The organism is Bradyrhizobium sp. CCBAU 21365, from assembly GCF_015291305.1.
In the GTDB taxonomy this organism is placed as follows: domain Bacteria; phylum Pseudomonadota; class Alphaproteobacteria; order Rhizobiales; family Xanthobacteraceae; genus Bradyrhizobium; species Bradyrhizobium elkanii.
In genome coordinates, this window is the sequence record NZ_CP030036.1 from 86,092 (window position 1) to 108,171 (window position 22,080).

At 66.7% G+C, this 22,080-nt stretch carries 18 protein-coding genes; 6 read left to right on the forward strand and 12 right to left on the reverse strand.

What is annotated here, in order from left to right; all coding sequences use genetic code 11:
- The first annotated feature begins 81 nt into the window (after window positions 1–81).
- Together XI02_RS00380 and XI02_RS00385 are read left to right on the forward strand one after the other, a co-directional pair.
- Window positions 82–402: a PilZ domain-containing protein gene (locus XI02_RS00380; RefSeq protein ID WP_028337556.1), complete on the forward strand. Its 321-nt coding sequence runs from the start codon at window positions 82–84 to the stop codon at window positions 400–402.
- A 125-nt stretch (window positions 403–527) separates the two neighbouring features.
- Window positions 528–1,250: a nucleotidyltransferase family protein gene (locus XI02_RS00385; protein ID WP_172646252.1), complete on the forward strand. Its 723-nt coding sequence runs from the start codon at window positions 528–530 to the stop codon at window positions 1,248–1,250.
- Window positions 1,251–1,262: 12 nt separating this feature from the next.
- Here the strand turns inward: XI02_RS00385 and XI02_RS00390 are convergent, their stop codons facing one another.
- Both XI02_RS00390 and XI02_RS00395 read right to left on the reverse strand, forming a co-directional pair.
- Window positions 1,263–2,276 (reverse strand): DUF2891 domain-containing protein, encoded by a 1,014-nt coding sequence (locus tag XI02_RS00390; protein ID WP_172646251.1) that lies wholly within the window; start codon window positions 2,274–2,276, stop codon window positions 1,263–1,265.
- Window positions 2,273–3,196 (reverse strand): hypothetical protein, encoded by a 924-nt coding sequence (locus XI02_RS00395; protein ID WP_245163898.1) that lies wholly within the window; start codon window positions 3,194–3,196, stop codon window positions 2,273–2,275. The genes XI02_RS00390 and XI02_RS00395 overlap by 4 nt, the downstream gene beginning before the upstream one ends.
- A gap of 57 nt (window positions 3,197–3,253) precedes the next feature.
- Here XI02_RS00395 and XI02_RS00400 point away from each other — a divergent pair, with 57 nt between their 5' ends.
- The 4 genes from XI02_RS00400 to trxA all read left to right on the forward strand — a co-directional run bounded on the left by XI02_RS00400 (window position 3,254) and on the right by trxA (window position 11,462).
- Window positions 3,254–4,210, forward strand: coding sequence for a LysR family transcriptional regulator (locus XI02_RS00400; RefSeq protein ID WP_244980879.1), 957 nt, complete (start codon window positions 3,254–3,256; stop codon window positions 4,208–4,210).
- Window positions 4,211–4,408: 198 nt separating this feature from the next.
- The gene (addB, locus tag XI02_RS00405) at window positions 4,409–7,555 is read left to right on the forward strand and encodes a double-strand break repair protein AddB (RefSeq protein ID WP_172646250.1); all 3,147 of its coding nucleotides are present in this window, start codon (window positions 4,409–4,411) and stop codon (window positions 7,553–7,555) included.
- Window positions 7,549–11,025, forward strand: a complete 3,477-nt coding sequence (gene addA / locus XI02_RS00410; protein ID WP_172646249.1) for a double-strand break repair helicase AddA — start codon at window positions 7,549–7,551, stop codon at window positions 11,023–11,025. Before addB ends, addA begins: the two co-directional genes overlap by 7 nt.
- A gap of 116 nt (window positions 11,026–11,141) precedes the next feature.
- Entirely contained in the window at window positions 11,142–11,462 is a 321-nt protein-coding gene (gene trxA, locus XI02_RS00415; RefSeq protein ID WP_016847387.1) for a thioredoxin, read from the forward strand.
- Between the two features lie 56 nt (window positions 11,463–11,518).
- On the opposite strand, the gene XI02_RS00420 is transcribed toward trxA, so the two are convergent.
- From XI02_RS00420 to rpsA, 10 genes are all read right to left on the reverse strand, one after another.
- On the reverse strand, window positions 11,519–12,259 hold the full coding sequence (locus tag XI02_RS00420) for a metallophosphoesterase (protein ID WP_016847386.1): 741 nt from the start codon (window positions 12,257–12,259) through the stop codon (window positions 11,519–11,521).
- A gap of 149 nt (window positions 12,260–12,408) precedes the next feature.
- Window positions 12,409–13,653, reverse strand: coding sequence for a folylpolyglutamate synthase/dihydrofolate synthase family protein (locus tag XI02_RS00425; protein WP_085964889.1), 1,245 nt, complete (start codon window positions 13,651–13,653; stop codon window positions 12,409–12,411).
- 95 nt (window positions 13,654–13,748) lie between these two features.
- A complete protein-coding gene (gene accD / locus XI02_RS00430) occupies window positions 13,749–14,690 on the reverse strand; it encodes an acetyl-CoA carboxylase, carboxyltransferase subunit beta (protein ID WP_018269278.1) in 942 nt (313 codons plus the stop codon).
- Between the two features lie 104 nt (window positions 14,691–14,794).
- Window positions 14,795–15,631: a tryptophan synthase subunit alpha gene (gene trpA / locus XI02_RS00435; protein ID WP_018269279.1), complete on the reverse strand. Its 837-nt coding sequence runs from the start codon at window positions 15,629–15,631 to the stop codon at window positions 14,795–14,797.
- Window positions 15,628–16,845 (reverse strand): tryptophan synthase subunit beta, encoded by a 1,218-nt coding sequence (trpB, locus tag XI02_RS00440; protein WP_016847382.1) that lies wholly within the window; start codon window positions 16,843–16,845, stop codon window positions 15,628–15,630. Before trpB ends, trpA begins: the two co-directional genes overlap by 4 nt.
- 144 nt (window positions 16,846–16,989) lie before the next feature.
- Window positions 16,990–17,691, reverse strand: coding sequence for a phosphoribosylanthranilate isomerase (locus XI02_RS00445; protein ID WP_016847381.1), 702 nt, complete (start codon window positions 17,689–17,691; stop codon window positions 16,990–16,992).
- 75 nt (window positions 17,692–17,766) lie between these two features.
- Window positions 17,767–18,153, reverse strand: a complete 387-nt coding sequence (locus XI02_RS00450) for a lipopolysaccharide assembly LapA domain-containing protein (protein WP_026192036.1) — start codon at window positions 18,151–18,153, stop codon at window positions 17,767–17,769.
- 83 nt (window positions 18,154–18,236) lie between these two features.
- Window positions 18,237–18,566 (reverse strand): integration host factor subunit beta, encoded by a 330-nt coding sequence (locus XI02_RS00455; RefSeq protein WP_016847379.1) that lies wholly within the window; start codon window positions 18,564–18,566, stop codon window positions 18,237–18,239.
- Window positions 18,567–18,740: 174 nt separating this feature from the next.
- On the reverse strand, window positions 18,741–19,718 hold the full coding sequence (gene sppA, locus XI02_RS00460) for a signal peptide peptidase SppA (RefSeq protein ID WP_137478391.1): 978 nt from the start codon (window positions 19,716–19,718) through the stop codon (window positions 18,741–18,743).
- A gap of 466 nt (window positions 19,719–20,184) precedes the next feature.
- Entirely contained in the window at window positions 20,185–21,894 is a 1,710-nt protein-coding gene (gene rpsA / locus XI02_RS00465; RefSeq protein WP_018269280.1) for a 30S ribosomal protein S1, read from the reverse strand.
- Window positions 21,895–22,080 lie beyond the last annotated feature (186 nt).

Consider the following 22,080-nt stretch of genomic DNA (forward strand, 5'->3'; position numbering starts at 1 on the left):
GGTTATTAGCCTCGCGTCCCCTAAGGTTGCGGAGCCCGCACCTGATCCATGGCGCGGCCGGATCTGGAGCGGGACCACACGATGGGGACGGAACGTCGCAAGGGCGATCGTGTCACGTTTGAGCGCGGCATAGCGGCGCACATGATGGGCATCGACGGCACCTGGCGGCGCGACTGCACCATGGAAGACGTCTCGGAGACGGGCGCCAAGCTCTCCGTCGACGGCTCGGTCGAGGGCCTGAACCTGAAGGAGTTCTTTCTGCTGCTGTCGTCCACAGGATTGGCCTATCGCCGCTGCGAGCTGGCATGGGTCAATGGCGACCAGATCGGCGTCAACTTTCTCAAACAGGGCGACAAGAAGAAGAAAACTGCCAGGCGCGGCACGCAAGCTGCCGACGTCTAGGCCAGGGTCGTCATTGCCGTCTTACGGCCGTCATGTCCGATGACTATGGCGTCTGATTGATGTGCTTGCCGAATCGCCGTGATATGATCGGCGCATGAGAGATGATGACCGAGAATATCCGGAAGATGCCTGTCACTCCCCATAAAGCCATGGTGCTCGCTGCGGGCCTCGGCGTGCGCATGCGCCCCCTGACCAACACGATGCCGAAGCCGCTGGTCAGCGTCGCCGGCCAGCCGCTGCTCGACCATGTGCTCGACAAGCTCGCCGGCGCCGGCGTCAGCGAAGCCGTGGTGAACGTGCACTATCTGCCCGACCAGATCATCGAGCACGTCAAGACCCGCAGCCGTCCGCGCGTGATCATCTCCGACGAGCGCGACCAGGTGCTCGGCACCGGCGGCGCGGTGGTGAAGGCGCTGCCGCTGCTCGGCGATGCGCCGTTCTATCATCTGAACGCGGACACGATGTGGATCGACGGCGTGCGCTCCAATCTGGCGCGGCTCGCGGAAACCTTCGATCCCGCGCGGATGGATATCCTGCTGCTGATGGCGCCGACCGCCTCGAGCACCGGCTATGGCGGGCGCGGCGACTATTCGATGTTGCCGGATGGCGCGTTGCGCAAGCGGCGCGAGCACCAGGTGGTGCCGTTCGTCTATGCCGGCGCCGCGATCATGTCGCCTGCGCTGTTCGCCGACGCGCCGGCCGGCGAATTCTCGCTGACCAAGATGTTCGACCGCGCCAACGAGCAGGAGCGACTGTTCGGCCTGCGCCTCGACGGCGTCTGGATGCATGTCGGGACTCCCGACGCGATCCAGGCCGCGGAAGAAGCCTACCTGGAAAGCGTCGCGTAGGCGGCGCCGTCGTCAGCCCTCGGCGTCGATCGCGAGCACCGCGAAGCTCGCAAGCCAGTGTTCGCCCATATAGTCGCTGGCGATATGCGGCAGGCCGGCGTCGAGATGGCGTCGCGCGGCATCCTGCAGGATCGGACGACGGGCATCGGCCGCCGGCAACGCGTCGGCCAGCGCCCGCCAGCACCATGCGCGGCTGAGATTGAGCCCATCGAGATGCGCCAGCTTGCCGTCCGACCGATCGGTGACCGTGGCAGGCCGGAACAGCGTTGCAGGTTCGCGCAGGTCGAGCCGCGGCAGGAAGCGGTCGAACCAGGGCAGGAAGTCACCCGGTGCCAGCAGCCGGCGCATGCACTCCGCTTCGATCAGCGCGGACGACTGGAAGTCGTCGCCGCTCGGCTCACCCCAGGCAGGGCAGTCCTGATCGGCGCCGTACCAGCGCAGCGCCGTGTCGCGCAACAGCGCGCTGAGCGCATCGTCCTGTGTCACTGCGGCGTAGTCGGCCGCCATGCGCAGCCCGAACGCGGTGTTGAAATGGGTGCCGACCCGCACCGGATAGGTGGCGAGCGGCAGGAAATCGCGGTATCGCTGCGCGAAGATGCCGGCAAGCGGCGCGATCCGGTCGCGCCAATTGGTGTTCTCGAGCAGCGAGAGCTCTGCCGCGAGCTTCAACAGCCAGCCCCAGCCGTAAGGCCGCTTGAAGCCGCGCGCGGTCGGGGCGGCGAGATAGCTGCATTCGGCCGCGATCTTCTCCGCAACGAACTGCGCGTCGAACAGCGCGCGGATATCGTCCGCCGCCTCGGATGAGGGATAGCGGCGCAGCAGCCGGGCAAGCATCCAGTAGCTGTGGACGCAGGAGTGCCAGTCGTAGCTGCCGAAGAACACCGGATGCAGTTCGCGCGGCGTGCGCGCGTCCTGCGGCCCCGCCAGCACGTGATCCGGCTTGTTCGGATATTCGCGCGTGACATGGCCGAGCGCGATGCGCGCGAAGCGGACGGCGAGGTCTTCGGTCAGGATCGTCGCGCTCATGGTGAGGCATTCTCCTTGCGCTCGCGGCGAACGAGCATCTCGATCAGCCGCGGCGTCATATAAATCGGAAACTGCGTGGCGGCGAAGAACAACGCCGTCATCGGCGACACCGCAGCACCCATCGCCGACCAGACCAGTCCGACATTGCGGTTGCCGAGAATGAGGCCGCTGGTCAGCCGTGCAGCCAGATTGCCCGGCGTGAGCAGCGCGCCACACAATTGCAGGGCAAGATTGCAGGCGAAGGCAAGGCCGACGCAGGTGAACGCGGCGACCGGTTGCGCTTCGATCTGAGCGCGCACCCCGGCCATGGTGGCGATCGCGAACAGCAGCAGCGAGGCGAGCACGAGTGCGTCGATGATGCGCGCATGCTGCACCAATCGTGCAGCGGCCTGACGGCGCAGCAGCAACGCCAGCGCGCCGGCGGCGCCGACCAGCAGCGCAAGCCGCGTCGCAAGCGCCAGCGGATCGAGCGCAAGATCGGCAAATCCCGCGGCGATCAGCGGCACGGTGACCGGCGCCAGCGCCATCGACAGCAGCGTCACGGCAAGCGGAATGGTCGCGTCGAAGCCGAGCATGCGCGCGACGGCCGCCGTGCCGCTCGACGGCGGCGCACACACCGACAGCACCAATGCGACGATCAGCTCCGGTCGAAAGCCGGCGCCGCGCGCGGCGAAGCCGACGGCAAGCGGGGTCGCCAGCATGGCGAGCGCCGGCAACAGCAGCCAGACCAGCGGCCGCCGCAACGCGCGCCGGAACGCCGTCCCGTCGACCTGGAGGAAGGTGCCGAGCACCAGAACGAAGATCGCCGCCGCCATCAGCGGGCGCACGCCATCCGCCAAGGCGGGAAAAGCCAATCCCGCCAGCACGCCGATGATCAGCAGTGTCGGCCCGCTCGGCACCAGCCTCGCAAATCTCGCCAAATTCGTGGGTCCCGTCGTCATGTCCGGCCAACAAACGTAGGTCGGGGCAAATCATTGTTGAAATCGATTATTCTTATAAGCATTATTGCTATAATGAATTTAGCCGCCATCGATCTCAACCTGCTGGTCGCATTCGAAGCGTTGATGGAGGAGCGCCACGTCACCCGGGCGGCCGAGCGCATCGGGCTCGCCCAGCCTTCCATGAGCAGCGCATTGCGAAGACTGCGTGCGCTGTTTGCCGACGAACTGTTCCTGCGTGCCGGCGCGGGCATGCAGCCGACCGAAAAGGCGCTGGCGCTGGCCGGGCCGATCGGCGAAGCGCTGCGGCAAATCCGGAGCGCGCTGGTGCCTGACCAGGGCTTCGATCCGGCCATTGCGCGACGGCGCATCACCATCGCCGCGACCGACTACGGCGATCTCGTTGTGGTGCCGGAACTGACCCGGCTGCTGCGCATCGAAGCTCCCGGCATTGACCTTGCCGTGCGCCCGCTCACCGACGCGACGGTGGCGCTGGCGAAGCTGGAGCGCGGCGAGCTCGATGCGCTGATCGGCGGGCACCTGCCGGAATCGCCGCGCTGCGTCCGGCACCGGGTGTTCGAGGAGCGCTTTGTCTGCGTCCGCGATACCGCGCGCACGAACCGATCGGAGCGCCTCAGTCTGAAAGATTACGCAACCCTGCCGCACGCGCTGTTCTCGGCGGCCGGCGGCGACAGCCTGCCGAGCGTGATCGACGCGCTGCTGGCACGCCATGGACTGAAGCGACGGGTGGCGGTGACGCTCGCGCATGTGGTGGCCGTTCCGTTCGCCGTGGCCGGCACCGATCTCATCGCCACGATGGCCGAGCGCGTCGCCCGGCGCTTCACGCATCTGGCCGACATTGCCGTCGTCGCGCCGCCGATCGACATCCCCGCCTTCGCGATCGACCTGATCCACCCAAGCCGCGCCGCCCGGGATCCGGCGTTGCGCTGGTTCCTGGATGCCGTCGATCGCTGCGCCGGCCGATTGCGATATTGAGCGGTGACGTTGACCGCAGGGCTATCGCACATGGGAGGAAATGGATTTGTCCGCACCGTCATGGCCGGGCTTGTCCCGGCCATGACGAGTTTGTGGAGCGACCGAGCTCATATGCGATAGCCCTGAAGTTGACCGAGAGGGGTGGCTATCGACGGCCGCCGCTCCCTATATTGGCGCCGGATTCGAATCAGGCAGCCCATGCGCGTCTTCAGTGTTCCCGTTTCTGCGCCGTTCCTGCGCACCGTCATCTCGGCGCTGGTCGATGGCCGGCTGGTCGCGGGATTCGAGCCGCAGAGCGATCCGGCAAGGCTCGCCAACGCCACGCTGTATCTGCCGACCCGCCGTGCCGGACGGCTGGCGCGGGAAATCTTCCTCGATGTGCTCGAGTCTGACGCTGCCGTGCTGCCGCGCATCGTCGCGCTTGGCGACATCGACGAGGACGAACTCAGCTTCGCCGACCAAAGCGAGGACGTCGGCGGCGCCGCGCCGCTGGAGATTCCGCCACGGCTCGGCGAGCTCGAGCGCCGGCTGACGCTGGCGCATCTGGTCGCGGCCTGGGCCAAGACGCCGGTGTCGGCGCCGCTGGTGGTCGGCGGCCCGGCCTCGACGCTGCAACTCGCCGGCGATCTGGCGCGGCTGATGGACGACATGGTGACGCGCGGCGTCGACTGGCGCGCGCTCGACCGCCTGGTGCCGGACCAGCTCGACAAATATTGGCAGCACTCGCTCGACTTCCTGCGCATCGCGCGCGACGCCTGGCCCAGCTACCTCAAGGAGATCGGCCGGATCGAGCCCGCCGCGCGCCGCGATCTCCTGATCGAGGCGGAAGCGGCGCGGCTGACCGCGCATCCCACGGGCCCGGTGATCGCCGCCGGTTCGACCGGCTCGATGCCGGCGACGGCGAAATTCCTGCACGCGGTGGCGAAGCTGCCGAACGGCGCCGTGGTGCTGCCCGGGCTCGACACCGACCTCGACGAGGACTCCTGGGACACGATCGGCGGCGAGCGCGGCGACGACGGCAGGTTCGTAACGCCGCCCTCGTCGAACCATCCGCAATTCGCGATGCACGCCTTGCTCGACCGCTTCGGCATCAAGCGCCGCGATGTCGAGAGCCTTGCCGAGCCTGCGCCGCTCGGCCGCGAGGTGCTGGTGTCGGAGACGATGCGTCCCTCGACCGCGACCGCGCAATGGCATGACCGGCTGGAACGGCCGGAGATCGTGGCGCGGATTTCCGCGGGGATGACCAACCTCACCGTGGTCGAGGCGCCCAATCCGGAAATGGAGGCGCTGGCGATCGCGGTCGCGATGCGCGAGGCGCGCCATCTCGGCAAATCGGCCGCGCTGGTGACGCCGGATCGCGCTTTGGCGCGCCGCGTGATGGCGTCGTTGACGCGCTGGAAGCTCGAGTTCGACGATTCCGGCGGCGATGCGCTGATGGAAACGCCGGCCGGCGTGTTCGCCCGCCTGACCGCGGAGGCTGCAGCCAAGGGGCTGGAGCCGCCGACGCTGCTCGCGCTGCTCAAGCATCCGCTGTTCCGGCTCGGCGGCCCCCATGGCGCGCTGCGGCGTGCGATCGAGGTGCTGGAGATCGCGCTGTTGCGCGGTACGCGGCCGCAAGCCGGGACCGGCGGCCTCGCGCGCGACTTCGCGCGTTTCCGCGCCGAGCTGGTCAAACTGCACGGCGGCGAGACCTCGTCGCTGCACGCGATGGAGCCGCGCGCCCGGCTGCGCGACAACGAGCTCAACCAGGCCGAGGGTCTGATCGCCAGATTGCAGGTGGCGCTGGCGCCGCTGGAAGGCATGGCGTCGTCAAAGCCCTATGATTTCGCCGAGCTCGCCGCGCGCCACCGCGAGGCCCTGATCGCGCTGTCCGGCGACCAGAACGGCGTTGCTATCGTGTTCGAGGAGCGCGCCGGTGCGTCGCTGGCGTCCGCGTTCGACGAGCTGCTCGCCAAGCAGCAGCCGAGCGGGCTGATGACGCCGCTCGCCGATTATCCCGAGGTGTTCCAGACCGCGTTCGCCGACCGCATGGTGCGGCGGCCGGAATCGGCGCGCGCGCAGCTCAACATCTTCGGCCAGCTCGAAGCGCGTCTCACCGAATCCGATCGCGTCATCCTTGGCGGCCTGGTCGAGGGCGTCTGGCCGCCGGCGCCGCGGATCGATCCCTGGCTGAGCCGGCCGATGCGGCATGAGCTCGGGCTCGATCTTCCCGAGCGGCGCATCGGCCTGTCCGCGCACGACTTTGCGCAGCTGCTCGGCCATGACGAGGTGGTCCTCACCCACGCCGCAAAAGTCGGCGGCGCGCCGGCGGTCGCCTCGCGCTTCCTGCACCGGCTCGAAGCCGTTGCCGGCGAAGCGCGCTGGAAGGCCGCGACATCGGCCGGCGAAACTTACGTGCAATATGCCGCCGAGCTCGACCGGCCCGACAAGGTCGAGCCGATCCCGCAGCCGGAGCCGCGGCCGCCACGCGAGGCACGGCCGCTGAAAATGTCGGTCACCGCGATCGAGGACTGGCTGCGCGATCCCTACACCATCTATGCGCGCTATATCCTGAAGCTCGATCCGCTCGACCCCGTCGACATGCCGTTGTCGGCGGCCGATCGCGGCTCGGCGATTCACGAGGCGCTCGGCGAGTTCACGCAGGTCTATGCCGATGCGCTGCCTCCCGACACCTTGCGCACGCTGCGCGAGATCGGGGCCAAATATTTCGCGCCGCTGATGGAGCGGCCCGAGGCGCGGGCGCTGTGGTGGCCGCGCTTCCAGCGCATCGCGGCGTGGTTTGCCGAATGGGAGCAGGCCCGGCGCGGCCAGATCGAAGCCATCAAGGCCGAGATCCGCGGCGAGATCGGCATTCCGCTCGACGATGCCAGGACCTTCACCCTCTCGGCGCGCGCCGACCGCATCGAGCGGCGCGACGACGGCAGCTTTGCGATCCTCGACTACAAGACCGGCCAGCCGCCGACCGGCAAGCAGGTGCGGATGGGCCTGTCGCCGCAGCTCACCCTGGAAGCCGCGATCCTGCGCGAGGGCGGCTTCGCTGAGATCCCGGCCGGCTCCTCGGTCGGCGACCTCGTCTATGTCAGGCTGAGCGGCAACAACCCGCCGGGCGAGCAGCGTTCGCTGGAACTGAAGATCAAGACCAGCGACACGCCGCAGCCGCCCGACGAGGCCGCCGACAGCGCGCGGCGCAAGCTGGAGGCCTTGATCCGCGCCTTCGACGACGAGCAGCAGGCCTACACTTCGCTGAACCTCTCGATGTGGGCGAACCGCTACGGCGCCTATGACGACCTCGCGCGCATCAAGGAATGGTCCGCCGCCGGCGGCCTGGGGATCGAGGAATGGTGAAGGCTATCAGGCCCATCCCGCCCGCCGTGCGCGACGCGCAGGCGCGTGCGTCCGATCCGAAAGCGTCGACCTTCGTGTCGGCCAATGCCGGCTCGGGCAAGACCCATGTGCTGGTGCAGCGCGTGATCCGCCTGCTGCTGTCGGGCGTGCCGCCGGAAAAGATCCTCTGCATCACCTTCACCAAGGCGGCCGCGGCGAACATGGCCGAGCGCGTGTTCACGACGCTCGGCCATTGGGTGACGCTCGACGACGCCGGGCTCGACGCCGCGATCCGCGAGGCCGGTATCGCCCACCCTTCCGCCACGTTGCGGCGCGAGGCGCGCAAGCTGTTTGCCTGCGCGCTGGAGACACCGGGCGGCTTGAAGGTGCAGACGATCCACGCGCTGTGCACCCGCCTGCTGCAGCAGTTTCCGTTCGAGGCCAACGTGCCGGCGCGCTTTGCCGTGCTCGACGACCGCGACCAGAACGAGATGATGGAGCGCGCCAATCTCGCGGTGTTCCTCGAAGCGTCGCGGATTCCCGACAGTCCGATCGGCCGCGCGCTGCGGACGGCGATGGCAAATGCCGCCGACGTCACTTTCAAGGAGGTGGTCCGCGAGGCCTGCCTCAGCCGCGACCATTTCATGGCCTGGACCGATGCCGCCGGCAACGCCGCGGCCGCCGCCGCGCAGATGTCGGCCGCGCTCGGCGTCCCCTCCGATATTCGCATCGAGGATGTCGAGCGCGAGATCGTCGACGGGCCGAACCTGCCGCGCGCGAGCTGGAAGGAGATGGCTACGCTCCTCGATACCAGCAGCAAGGCGGATCAGAAGCAGGCCGAGCGACTGCGAGCCGCGCTGACCTTCACCGGCGCAGCCCAGGTCGACGAATATCTCGGCGTCTTTCTCACAGACGACCGCGCGCCGCGCGCGTCTGTCGTCACCAACAATTTCATCAAGAAGAATTCGGTCGCAGGCCACCGGTTCGAGGCGGAGACCGACCGTCTCGGTCCGTTGATCGAACGCCGCCGCGCCGTGGTCGCGCGCGACCGCACCGAGGCGCTGATCCACATTGCGACCGCGGCGGCCGCGCATTACCGGCGCGAGAAGCTGGAGCGCGGCCTGCTCGACTATGACGATTTGATCGACAAGACGCTGGCGATGCTCGACCGCGTCTCGTCGGGCTGGGTGCATTACAAGCTCGACCGCGGCGTCGATCACGTGCTGATCGACGAGGCGCAGGATACCAGCCCCCGACAATGGGACATCGTCGCGCACATCATCTCGGAATTCACCTCCGGCGCCGGCGCGCGCGATGGCCTGGTGCGCACCGTGTTCGCGGTCGGCGACGAGAAGCAGTCGATCTTCTCGTTCCAGGGCGCGGCGCCGCGCGAATTCGACCTCAGGCGGCGCGAGCTGAAGCGGCGGTTCGAGGAAGCCGGGCTGAAATTCGACCCGGTGTCATTCACCTATTCGTTCCGCTCGGGGCCGGTGATCCTGCACTCGGTCGACCATGTGTTCCGCGAGCAGGACATCTTCCGCAGCATTCACGCGGTCGAGAACGGCTACCCGATCCACAATGCGATGACTGACGCCGGCCCCAGCCTGATCGAGCTCTGGGATCTCGCGGTTGCCGACGATCGCCAGGACATCGAGGGCTGGCGCGCGCCGTTCGACGGCGTGTCGGTGACTAGCCCCGAGGTGAAGCTGGCAAGGCGCATCCAGGCCGAGATCAAGCGCCTCGTTGCCAGCGGCACCATGACCGGCAGCAGCGGTGGACGGCGGCCGCTCAGCTACGGCGACATGCTGATCCTGGTGCGGCGGCGCGGCAACGCCTTCGATGCGGTGATCCAGGCGCTGAAGCACGCCGGCATCCCGGTCGCCGGCGCCGACCGGCTGAAGCTGACCGAGCACATCGCGATCATCGACCTGATGAACCTCGCCGACGCGCTGCTGCTGCCGCAGGACGATCTGGCGCTCGCGGTGGCGCTGAAGAGCCCGCTGTTCGGCCTCGACGACGACGATTTGTTCAAGCTGGCGTATCAGCGTCGCGGCTCGCTGCGCGAGGCACTGGCCGCGCAGGCACCGACCGACGAACGATTTTCGGCCGCGCTGCGCCGTCTCGAACAATGCGAGCGCCGCTTCACCCAGGAGACGCCGTTCGCGTTCTACGCCTGGCTGCTCGGCGGCGATGGCGGGCGGGCGCGCATCCTGCGCCGGCTCGGCCATGAAGCCAACGACGCGCTCGACGAATTCCTCGAGCTTGCGCTTGGCTATGAGCGCAAGGCGCCGGCCTCGCTGCAGGGCTTCGTCGCCTGGCTGCGCGCCGCCGACACCGAGGTGAAGCGCGACATGGAGATTTCGCGCGACGAGGTTCGCGTCATGACCGTGCACGGCGCCAAGGGCCTCGAGGCCTCGGTGGTGTTCCTGGTCGACACCACGACCTCGCCGTCGGACACGCAGCGGCTGCGGCTGATCCATCTGCCGCAGGGCAATGCCGCGCCGAACGCGCCCGGCGTCGTGGTGTGGGCCGGCAAGAAGGCCGAGGACCCGCCCAATGTCGCCGATGCGCGCAAGGCGATGCTCGGCGACACCGAGGACGAGTATCGCCGCCTGCTCTATGTCGCGATGACCCGCGCCGCCGACCGGCTGATCGTCGGCGGCTGCATGCCCGGCAACATGAACACGGTGCGGAAATCCTCCTGGTACGATCTGATCACCAAGGGACTCGCCAATTCCGGGCTCAAGCTCGAGGAGCTGGAGACGCCAGGCGGCAAGGTGATGCGCTATTCGCGGCCGGATGACGTCGCCGATCTCACCGGCGCGACTGCGTCAGCGGCCGCGGTGCCGATCGCGCTGCCGTCCTGGCTGCGTGCTCCGGCCGCACCGGAAGCATCAACGGCGAGCATGCTGCGTCCGTCCGATCCGGCTGACGGCGACAACCATCCGATCCGAACCGGCGAATCGGTGCTGCTGCGCGCCCGCGCCCTGCAACGCGGCACGCTGGTGCATCGCCTGCTGCAATCGCTGCCCGACGTCGCCCTGGGGCGGCGGCGCGCCGCCGCGCTCGGCTTCCTCGCGCGCAATGCCGACGGCTGGTCCGAACAGGAGCAGGCCGCGCTCGCGGATCAGGTGCTCGGCCTGATCGCCGATCCGCGCTTTGCCGCCGTGTTCGCGCCTGGCAGCCGCGCGGAAGTCTCGATCGTCGGGCGGCTGGAGCGGCCGGGCCAGCCGAAGGCGCTGGTCTCGGGCCAGATCGACCGCCTGGTGGTGACGCCGACCGACGTCCTGATCGTCGATTTCAAGACCAACCATGCCCCGCCCAAGACCGCCGCCGAGGCGCCGCGGGGCTACGTCCGGCAGCTCGCGCTGTACCGCGCGGTGCTCGCCAGGCTTTATCCCCGGCTGCCCGTCCGGGCCGCCCTGCTCTGGACCGAAACGACTGAAATCATGGAGATTTCTGCCTCCGCGCTGGACGCCGCCCTGGCATAAGTTCATGTCGGCGTGAGCAAGCTTGACCCGGCAAGGGGGCGTTCATAGGTTTGACCCATGCTCCCGGGCGCGATTCTCAACCGCGCCCTTTTGTCTCAACCGAACGAGGTACTCACATGGCCGTTGGCAAGGTTTCTGACGCCGATTTCGAAGCCGAAGTGCTCAAGGCGACCGGGCCGGTGGTCGTCGACTTCTGGGCCGAGTGGTGCGGCCCCTGCCGCATGATCGCGCCCGCTCTCGATGAGATTTCCGGCGCGATGGGCGACAAGGTCAAGATCGTGAAGCTCAACGTCGATGAGAGCCCGAAGACCGCGTCGAAGTACGGCGTGATGTCGATCCCGACCCTGATGATCTTCAAGGGCGGCGAGATGGCGTCCCGTCAGGTCGGCGCCGCTCCGAAGGCCAAGCTGCAGCAGTGGATCACCGCTGCGGTCTGATCCGATTCGAATTAGCTGATTTGCGGAACGGCCGGCGACAAGCCGGCCGTTTTGTTTTACCTGATCCATCCCGTCGCCAGCGCCGAGGCCAGCTCGGCCTGGCCATTGCGCCGAGCCAGCGCCGCCATTGCCGTATGGTCGTACGGGATGTGGCGGAAGGTTACGTCCCAGCCACCGTCGACCTGTTCGAGGATCGCGTAGCGCGCATCGGGCGAACCGGCCTCCACGACATGCGGATGCGGCTTGCCGGCGCGATAGCCGGGCGAGCCGACGCTGCCGGGATTGACGATCAGCCGGCCGTCGCGAAGCCGCACGGCGCGCGCAGTATGCGTATGTGCGCAGAGGATCAGGGACTGCGGCACGCCGGCGGCTCTCGCCTCGATCGCTTCCAGCGAGGACATGCAGACTTCGCCGCCCGGCAGCACCGTCTCGAGCCAGTAGATCTCGTCATCCTGGGGCGTTGCATGACAGAGGAAAACCTCGTCGCGATAGACCGAATTCGCCGGCAGCGTGCGCAGCCAGTCGAGATGCCGCGGTTCGAGCTGGGTATAGGTCAGCCGCTCCCAGGAGCCCATTTTCTCGTGCGGACGGTCGATCAGATAGCGGTCGTGATTGCCGAGCAGATGGACCGCATCGAGCGCCATCAGCATATCGATCGTCGGCCGGGCGTCGAGCGGCCCGCTCACCATGTCGCCGAGGTCGACGATGTCCCGAATGCCCTGCGCACGGATGTCCGACAGCACGGCTTCGAGTGCGAGATGATTGCCGTGGATGTCGGCGATCGCAGCAAAACGCATGGTGTGTTGTCCTCCCGTAGCCCGGATGCAGCGAAGCATAATCCGGGAGGGCTTCCGCGACGGATTGAAAGGCCCCGGATTTCGCGGAGCCTGTCATCGGGCGCGCGTTCGCGCGACCCGTTGGCTCCATCCGGGCTACGACACCGACATCATGCAGGAGGCGTGCCGTTGGCCGCAAGCACGGGACCGGCCAAATACAGCGAGCCAGTGATCAGGATGCGGGGCGGCACCTCATAGGCCAGCGCGGCAAGCCGCCGCAAGGCGGCGGCGACGCCATCAGCAATCTCGACCCGCATGCCGAGCGCCCGCGCGGCGTCAGCCAGCCTGTCCGGCGCCATGCCGTTGTCGCGGCCGGGCACCGGGACCGCGATGATGTGGCGGGTCAATCCGGCGAAATTGGCGAGGAAAGCGTTGGCGTCCTTGTTGGCCATCATCCCTGTTATCACGACCAGCGGCCGCGACACGCGCTCCTCAAGATCGCCGAGCGCCGCGGCCGCGACGCGGCCGCCCTCGGCATTGTGTCCGCCGTCGAGCCAGACCTCGGAGCCCTGCGGTCCCAAACCGACGAGCGCGCCGGAAACCAGCCGCTGCATTCGCGCCGGCCATTCCGCATTGACGATGCCGGCTTCAAAGGCCGCGATGTTGAGTTTGAACTTATCGATCGCGCGCAGCGTCGCAATCGCGAGGCCCGCATTGTCGAACTGGTGCCGGCCGAACAGTTTCGGCGCGGCGAGATCCAGCAAGCCGCGCTCGTCCTGATACACCAGCCGGCCGCGCTCGACGCCGACATGCCATTGCTGGCCGGCCGCATGCAGCGGCGCGCGCATGCGGTTCGCCTGCGCCTCGATCACAGCCATCGCATCCGGCGCCTGCTCGGCCGAGATCACCGGCACCTTGCGCTTGATGATCGCGGCCTTTTCACCGGCGATCGCCGTCAGATTGTCGCCGAGGAATTCCATGTGGTCCATGCTGACCGGCGCGATCACCGAGGCGAGCGGCGCCTCGACCACATTGGTCGAATCGAGCCGGCCGCCGAGCCCGACCTCGAGCAATGCGACATCGGCAGGATGCCTGGCGAACAGGCAGAACGCCACCGCCGTTTCCATCTCGAAGATGGTGATGGGACTATCGGCGTTGACGCGCTCGCAGTGCTCGAACGTCTCGCGCAGCTCATCGTCACCGACGAGCTTGCCGCCGCCGACGGCGCCCAGCCGGTAGCATTCGTTGATCCGCACCAGGTAGGGCGAGGTGAAGACGTGCACGCGCAGGCCCGACGCCTCCAGGATCGCGCGCAGATAGGCGATGGTCGAGCCCTTGCCGTTGGTGCCGGCGACATGGATCACCGGCGGCAGCTTGCGCTCGGGATGATCGAGCCGCTCCATCAGGCCGCGCATGCGATCGAGGCTGAGATCGATGCGCTTGGGATGCAGCGCCGATAACCGCGCGATCAACGCCTCAAACGAGGGTTGCGATGGGGCGGCGCTTGCGGTCACGCGTGCGGCGCGGCCGGCACCGTCTCCGGCGCCGTGACGATCTGGGCCGGCTCGGTGACCGCGGCCGTGGGCTTCGATGCGGATTCGAGCGCCGGCGCCTTGGTCAGCAGGCGGCACAGCCGCGCCAGCGTGGCCTTCATCTCGTGGCGGTGCACCACCATGTCGACCATGCCGTGCTCGCGCAGATATTCGGCGCGCTGAAAGCCGTCCGGCAGCTTCTCGCGGATGGTCTGCTCGATCACGCGCGCGCCGGCAAAGCCGATCAGCGCGCCGGGCTCGGCGATCTGGATGTCGCCGAGCATCGCATAGGATGCGGTGACGCCGCCGGTGGTCGGATTGGTCAGCACCACGATGTAGGGCTGGCGCGCCTCGCGCAGCATCTGCACGCCGACGGTGGTGCGCGGCATCTGCATCAGCGACAGGATGCCTTCCTGCATCCGCGCGCCGCCGGATGCGGCGAACACGATGAAGGGCGACTTCTTCTCGACCGCGAGCTCGAGCCCGCGCACCATCGCTTCACCGGCGGCCATGCCGAGCGAGCCGCCCATGAAATCGAAATCCTGCACCGCGACCACGACGCCGGCGCCCTCGAGCTTGCCGTAGCCGACCTTGATCGCGTCGTTCAGCCCGGTCTTGGTGCGGGCGTCCTTGATGCGGTCGACATATTTGCGCTCGTCGCGGAATTTCAGCGGATCCGCCGTCACCTCGGGCAGCGCGACGTCGAACCAGGTCTCGTTGTCGAAGATCGACTTCAGCCGGGCCACCGCGCCCATGCGCATGTGGTAGTTCGAGCCGGGGATCACGAACTGGTTGGCCTCGACGTCCTTGTAGAACACGAGCTGCCCGGAATCCGGACACTTGATCCAGAGGTTTTCCGGCGTCTCGCGCCGCAGGATGTTGCGGATCTTCGGCCGGACGACGTTGGTGAGCCAATTCATGGTTCGCTCCGAAATGCGGATCGGTTCCGCACCAGCTGGATATATGGCCGGCCGGGCAAACCCGGCAAGCCGCCGTACGCGGCCTTTTTGCCGCAAAATGTGGCTTATTCAGCGGCCTGTTTGGCGCCCCGGACCCCCTGCGCCAGCGCCGACACCAGGTCCGCCACCGCGCTCACGGTCTTCGGCGTCGCACGGCCCTCGGCATCGAGGTTGGCGCGCACCACATCGACGATCGCGGTGCCGACCACCGCGCCGTTGGCGTTTTCGGCGATCGCGCGCGCCGTCTCCGGGGTGCGGATGCCGAAGCCGACGCAGACCGGCAGCTTGGTGTGCCGCTTGATCCGGGCCACGGCTTCCGCGACCACCTTCGAATCGGCGGTCGCAGCGCCGGTGATGCCGGTGATCGAGACGTAATAGACAAAGCCCGAGGTGTTGGCGAGCACCGCCGGCAGACGCTTGTCGTCGGTGGTCGGCGTCGCCAGCCGGATGAAGTTCAGCCCGGCCTTCATCGCGGGGATGCAGAGCTCGGTATCTTCCTCCGGAGGCAGGTCGACGATGATCAGGCCGTCGACGCCGGCGGCCTTGGCATCGGCCAGGAAGCTGTCGACACCGTAGATGTAGATCGGATTGTAGTAGCCCATCAGCACGATCGGCGTCGCGTTGTCGTCCTTGCGGAAGTCGCGGACCATCGCCAGCGTCTTGCGCAGCGTCATGCCGCCCTTGAGCGCGCGCAGACCGGCGGCCTGGATCGAGGGGCCGTCGGCCATCGGGTCGGTGAAGGGCATGCCGATCTCGATGACGTCGGCGCCGGCCTTCGGCAGCGCCTTGAGGATGTCGAGCGAGGTCTTGGCGTCGGGATCGCCGGCCATCACGAAGGTGACGAAAGCGGAGCGGCCCTGCTGTTTCAGCTCGGCGAAACGTGCGTCGATACGGGTGGTCACTTCTTCCTCGCCTTCAAGATGTCGCCGACCTGCGGCACGTCCTTGTCGCCGCGGCCCGAGAGGTTGACCACCATCAGGTGATCCTTCGGCCGCTGCGGTGCGAGCTCGGACAGTTTCGCGATGGCGTGCGCCGATTCCAGCGCGGGGATGATGCCCTCGAGCCGCGAGAGAAGCTGGAAGGCGGCCAGCGCCTCCTCGTCGGTCGCCGAGAGATACTTCACGCGGCCGGTCTCGTGCAGCCAGGCGTGCTCCGGGCCGATGCCGGGATAATCGAGGCCCGCCGAGATCGAATGCGCTTCCTCGATCTGGCCATCGGCGTCCATCAAGAGATAGGTGCGGTTGCCATGCAGCACACCGGGACGCCCGCCGGCGAGCGAAGCGGCATGCAGCTGCGTCAGTCCGTGACCGGCCGCCTCGACGCCGAAGATCTCGATCAAGGGATCGTCGAGGAACGGATGGAACAGACCCATCGCATTGGAGCCGCCGCCGATGCAGGCGATCAGCGAATCCGGCAGGCGGCCCTCGGCCTCCTGCATCTGCTTGCGGGTCTCGTGGCCGATGATCGACTGGAAGTCGCGCACCATCATCGGATAGGGGTGCGGCCCCGCCACCGTACCGATGCAATAGAAGGTGTCGTGCACGTTGGTGACCCAATCGCGCAGCGCGTCGTTCATCGCGTCCTTCAGCGTGCGCGCGCCCGACTGCACCGGAACGACCTTGGCGCCGAGCATCTCCATGCGGATCACGTTCGGCTGCTGCCGCTCGACGTCGACCGCGCCCATATAGACCACGCATTCCAGCCCGAACCGCGCGCACAGCGTTGCCGTCGCCACGCCATGCTGGCCGGCGCCGGTCTCGGCGATGATGCGCTTCTTGCCCATGCGGCGCGCGACCATGATCTGGCCGAGCACATTGTTGACCTTGTGCGAACCGGTGTGATTGAGTTCCTCGCGCTTCAGATAGATCTTGGCGCCGCCGAGATGCTCGGTGAGCCGCTCGGCGAAATAGAGCGGCGAGGGCCGGCCGACATAGTCCTTCAGATAGACGTTCATCTCGGCCTGGAACGCCGGATCGGCCTTGGCGTCGGCATAGGCCTTTTCCAGATCGAGGATCAGCGGCATCAGCGTTTCCGCAACGAAGCGTCCGCCGAAAATGCCGAAATGCCCGCGCTCGTCAGGGCCGCTGCGGAAGGAATTGGGCAGGTTTGGATTCATCGAACCATCAGTTCTTCTTGCCGGCTTGCGGCGCTGTTTCCGCTCCCTCGCCCCGCTCTTGCGGGGCCGAGACGAGCATAGCTCGCTCTGAGAGGGGTGGGGTGAGGGGTTTCTCCGCTCGCTCGATCATCGTTGCAAGCCCCCTCACCCGCCCGCGCGTTGCGCGGGCGACCTCTCCCCGTGAACGGGGAGAGGTGAAGAAGGCTGGGTTGCGCGCGCGGCGCGGATGAAGGCGCGGATCAATTCGGGATCCTTGACGCCGGGCGTGCCCTCGACACCCGACGAGACATCGACGCCGCCGGCGCGCGTGACGCGGACAGCTTCAGCGACATTGTCGGCGTTGAGCCCGCCGGAGACCATGTAGGGCAGCGCGAGATCGAGATTTTCCAGCACGTGCCAATCGAACGGTGCGCCGAGGCCACCCGGCCGCGTGGCATCCTTCGGCGCGCGGGCATCGAACAGGATGCGATCGGCGACGCCGGCATAACCCGGCAGCGAGGCGAGGTCGGCTGCCGTCTCGACCGGCAGCGCCTTCATCAGCGGCAGGCCGAACTTCGCCTTGATGTCGCGCAGCCGCGCCGTGGTCTCCTTGCCGTGCAATTGCAGGATATCCGGCCGCAGCGTCTCGACGATGTTTTCCAGGGTCGCGTCGTCGGCATCGACGGTCAGGGCGACCTTGACGGCGCGGCCCTTGGCGCGGCTGCCGAGTTCGCGCGCGGTCTCGAGGCTGATGTGACGCGGCGACGGCGGAAAGAATACGAACCCCACCATGTCGGCACCGCCCTCAAGCGCGACGTCGAGCGTCTCGCGCGTGGACAGGCCGCAGATTTTGACGAGCAGGGGCATGGTCTCGAAACGGGTCTCAAAACGGGTTTTCGGGCGGCCGGAACCGGGGTGGACCCCGGTCCGACGGGGCGGGTTCTACAACGTCGCGCCCTGCTTGTCTCGCCCGGCGGCCCCGTAAAAGCCTGATAGGGCCGGGGCGGGACGGCGTTGCGCCTCGTCCCGGGAGGCGGCGGTCCGGAGGTCGGCGAGCTCGGCGCGGAGGTGACGGGCGTCAGCCTCGTGCTGCCGGGCCGCGCGGCGCCAGCGCCCTTGCTTGAACCAGGTTCCGATGCCGCCCGCGATCACGCCGAGGATAGCGGAGGCGATAATGACGACGAACAGCGGCAGCGTGACCGCAACCGTGGGGGTCACCGAATTGAAGGGATCGAACGACACCGTCACCCAGTGACGGTTGGCGACCGCAAAGATGATGAAGATCAGTCCGAGCGGAATGATGACCACTGCCGTGAAGAACTTTCGCATGACCATCTCTCGCAGCGATGGAGCAAATGCGGGCGCATCGCCCGCAACACGGCAACGCCTGGCGTGGCGTTTAGGCGTCGGCCTTAAGCATCAGCCTTGGGCGCATCGACCTTGGCGGCACCCGCCTCGGTCACGTCGCGGTTGAGACGCTCGCGCATTTCCTTGCCGGTCTTGAAGAACGGCACGCTCTTCTGGTCGACCGGCACATGCTCGCCGGTGCGTGGATTGCGGCCGGCGCGCGCCGGGCGGTGCTTCACCGAGAATGCGCCAAAACCGCGCAGCTCGACACGGTCGCCACGAGCCAGCGCCGCGACGATTTCATCGAGAATCGCATTCACAATGTTCTCGACATCCCGCTGATAGAGGTGCGGGTTGTGCTCGGCGATACGCTGAACAAGTTCGGATTTGATCATCGAAAGTGGGATCCGGGCTCTTGCGGAAACCCATTTCCGTGAAAATGCCGTGCACTGTCAAGACGCTAAATCGATTTAGAGCGTCGCGAAATCACGTGACAAATAGCCCAATTGGGGCATGCGACGATTCCCGCAAAGCGGGAATAGCCTGACGAGCACGCCTTTGGCAGCCGATCAGTTGGTTCCAGCCGGGCTCCACAGCGCCAGCATGCCGTCAAGCCCGAACCGGTCGACCGCCTCGGCCACGCCGCCCTGCTCGATCCGCCGCGCGATCGCGCCAAGACCGAACGCATCGAGCGTCACGGACGCCGCCGTGCGCAGAAAGGTCAGGTCGCCGAACCGCGGATTAAGCTTGTAATTGCGCACCGGCAGGTCGCTTTTGACCTTCTTCTCCGCAACCAGCCAGGCGATCGCGGTCTTCTCGTCTCCCAGCTGATCGACCAGCTTGAGATCGACCGCCTGCCGGCCGGTGAAGACGCGACCGTCGGCGACCTTCTCCAGCAGGGCGTCGTCCATGCCGCGCCGTTGCTGCACCAATCCACGGAACCATGCATAGGAGTCCTTGACGAGACCGTCGATCGCGGCGCGGGCCTCCGGGCTGGTCGGCTCGAAGCCGTTGGGCGCCGCCTTCAGCGGGGAAGATTTGATCTCCTCCATTTTCACGCCGACAGTCTTGAGCAATTCCGAAACGTTCGGATACTGGAAGAGAACGCCGATCGAGCCGACCAGCGAGGTCTGCTGGGCGACGATATGATCGGAGGCGATCGCCGTGATGTAGCCGCCCGAGGCGGCCAACCCCTCGACCACGACGACAAGCGGCTTCTTCGCCTTCAGCTGCATCAGCGAGTCGTAAAGCTGCTCGGAGCCCGCCGTGGTGCCGCCGGGCGAATTGATGTGCACGACAACAGCCGCATAGCTCGACTTGCCGAGCCGCTCCAGCGCCTCGACGCGATCCTGGTCGCTGCGGATCAGTCCGTCGATATTGACCCGCGCGATCGTGTTCGATGTCGAAAAGGTGCCGCGTCCGCCGGCGGCGACCACGCCCACGCCCACGATGGCCGCGATCGCAATGACCGCGGCGGCGACGCGCCAGAACGTCAGTTTGCGCCTGATGCGGCGGCGATCGACGATCACGTCTGAATCCAGCGACATCCGATCTCTCCAGGAATGGTCAGCGCGCAATCCGCGCGTTTTGCAGTCGCAGCGTCACTATCAGCTTAGCCAAATACATCAATTGCGACGCAATATGAAGAAAACAAGGCTCGTATCCGGAGGCACTCGTAGCCCCGGTGCACGTGCGCTTGATCCCGGCCGCGCCCTAACCTCCCCTTGAAAAGGGGAGGTCGCTTTGCTCGCCAGAGCAAAGCGGGTGGGGATCAACTCTCGCCATGAGCAGCATCGCCTGTGACTGACCCCCATCCCGACCTTCCCCCTTTCAGGGGGAAGGGGAAGAGAAATCGGTAGCCCGGATGGAGCGAAGCGTAGTCCGGGAGGCTTCAGCAGCGCGGATAGAAAGTCCCGGATTTCGCTGCGCTTCATCCGGGCTACGGATACCTCCAAACAAAAGGGCCCCGGCTTGCGCCGGGGCCCCGATTGTTCGCTCAAATCGCGCGAACGCTTACTTGTCGGTGCCGCGGTTCTTCAGCGCGGTGCCGAGGATGTCGCCAAGCGTCGCACCCGAGTCGGACGAGCCGTACTGCGCGATGGCTTCCTTCTCTTCGGCGACTTCCAGCGCCTTGATCGAGACCTGCACCTTGCGGGCCTTCTTGTCGAACTGGATGACGCGGGCATCGACCTTCTCGCCGACGGCGAAGCGCTCGGCGCGCTGGTCGTTGCGGTCGCGGGCCAGTTCGGACCGCTTGATGAAGGTGGTGAACTCGGTGCCCGAAATCCGGACCTCGATGCCGCTCTCCTTCACCTCGAGCACTTCGCAGGTCACGACCGCGCCCTTCTTGACGTCGCCCGGCTCGGCGAAGGGGTCGCCTTCGAGCTGCTTGACGCCGAGCGAGATGCGCTCCTTCTCGACATCGACATCGAGCACCACGGCCTTGACCATGTCGCCCTTCTTGAAGTTGTCGATGACCTGCTCGCCCGGAAGCTTCCAGTCGAGGTCGGAGAGGTGGACCATGCCGTCGACATCGCCCTCGAGACCGAGGAACAGACCGAACTCGGTCTTGTTCTTGACCTCGCCCTCGACCACCGAACCGACCGGGAACTTCTCGACGAAGACTTCCCAGGGATTGCGCATGGTCTGCTTGAGACCGAGCGAGATGCGGCGCTTGACCGAATCCACTTCCAGCACCTGCACTTCGACTTCCTGCGAGGTCGAAACGATCTTGCCGGGGTGCATGTTCTTCTTGGTCCACGACATCTCGGAGACGTGGATCAGGCCTTCGATGCCCGGCTCGAGCTCGACGAACGCGCCGTAGTCGGTGATGTTGGTGACGCGGCCGGTGAAGCGGGCACCCAGCGGGTACTTGGCTTCGATGCCCTGCCACGGATCATCCAGCAGCTGCTTCATGCCGAGCGAGATGCGGTGCGTCTCGTGGTTGATCTTGATGATCTTGACCTTCACCGTCTGGCCGATGGTCAGCACCTCGGTCGGATGGTTGACGCGGCGCCAGGCGATATCGGTCACGTGGAGCAGGCCGTCGATGCCGCCGAGATCAACGAACGCACCGTAATCGGTGATGTTCTTGACCACGCCGTCGATCACCTGACCCTCTTCGAGGTTCTGCACCAGCTCCTGGCGCTGCTCGGCGCGGGTCTCTTCGAGAACCGTGCGGCGCGACACCACGATGTTGCCGCGGCGGCGGTCCATCTTGAGGATCTGGAACGGCTGGGAATTGTTCATCAGCGGCGCAACGTCGCGGATCGGACGAATGTCGACCTGCGAGCGCGGCAGGAAGGCCACCGCACCGTCGAGGTCGACCGTGAAGCCGCCCTTGACCTGGTTGAAGATGACGCCGTTGACCTTTTCGTTGTTCTGGAACGCCTTCTCGAGCTTGCCCCAGCTTTCCTCGCGGCGCGCCTTGTCGCGCGACAGCACGGCTTCGCCGAGCGCATTCTCGATACGGTCGAGGAACACCTCGACTTCGTCGCCGACCTTGAGGTCGCTTTCACGGCCGGGGCCGGCGAATTCGCGCAGCGCAACGCGACCTTCGGTCTTCAGGCCGACGTCGATGACGGCCATGTCCTTCTCAATTGCAACCACCTTGCCCTTGATGACCGAGCTTTCCTGCAAATTGCCGCCGGCAAAGGACTCATCAAGCATCGCCGCGAAGTCGTCGCGGGTGGGAGTATAGGAAGACGCAGAATTCGAAACCATTTGTTCTCCAGATGCGGGATCTCGCCGGCCGTTCGGGTTGATGGGCGCACCGTGCGTGAAGTGTCAGGGCTCCGCAAACCCTGACGACCGCTCATTGCAGGAGGTGCAACAGCGGGCCGGCAGCAAGACTGCACGTTCGGTACGTTTGATAGATCCGGAGCCTGAAACGAAAATATCGACTGCAAG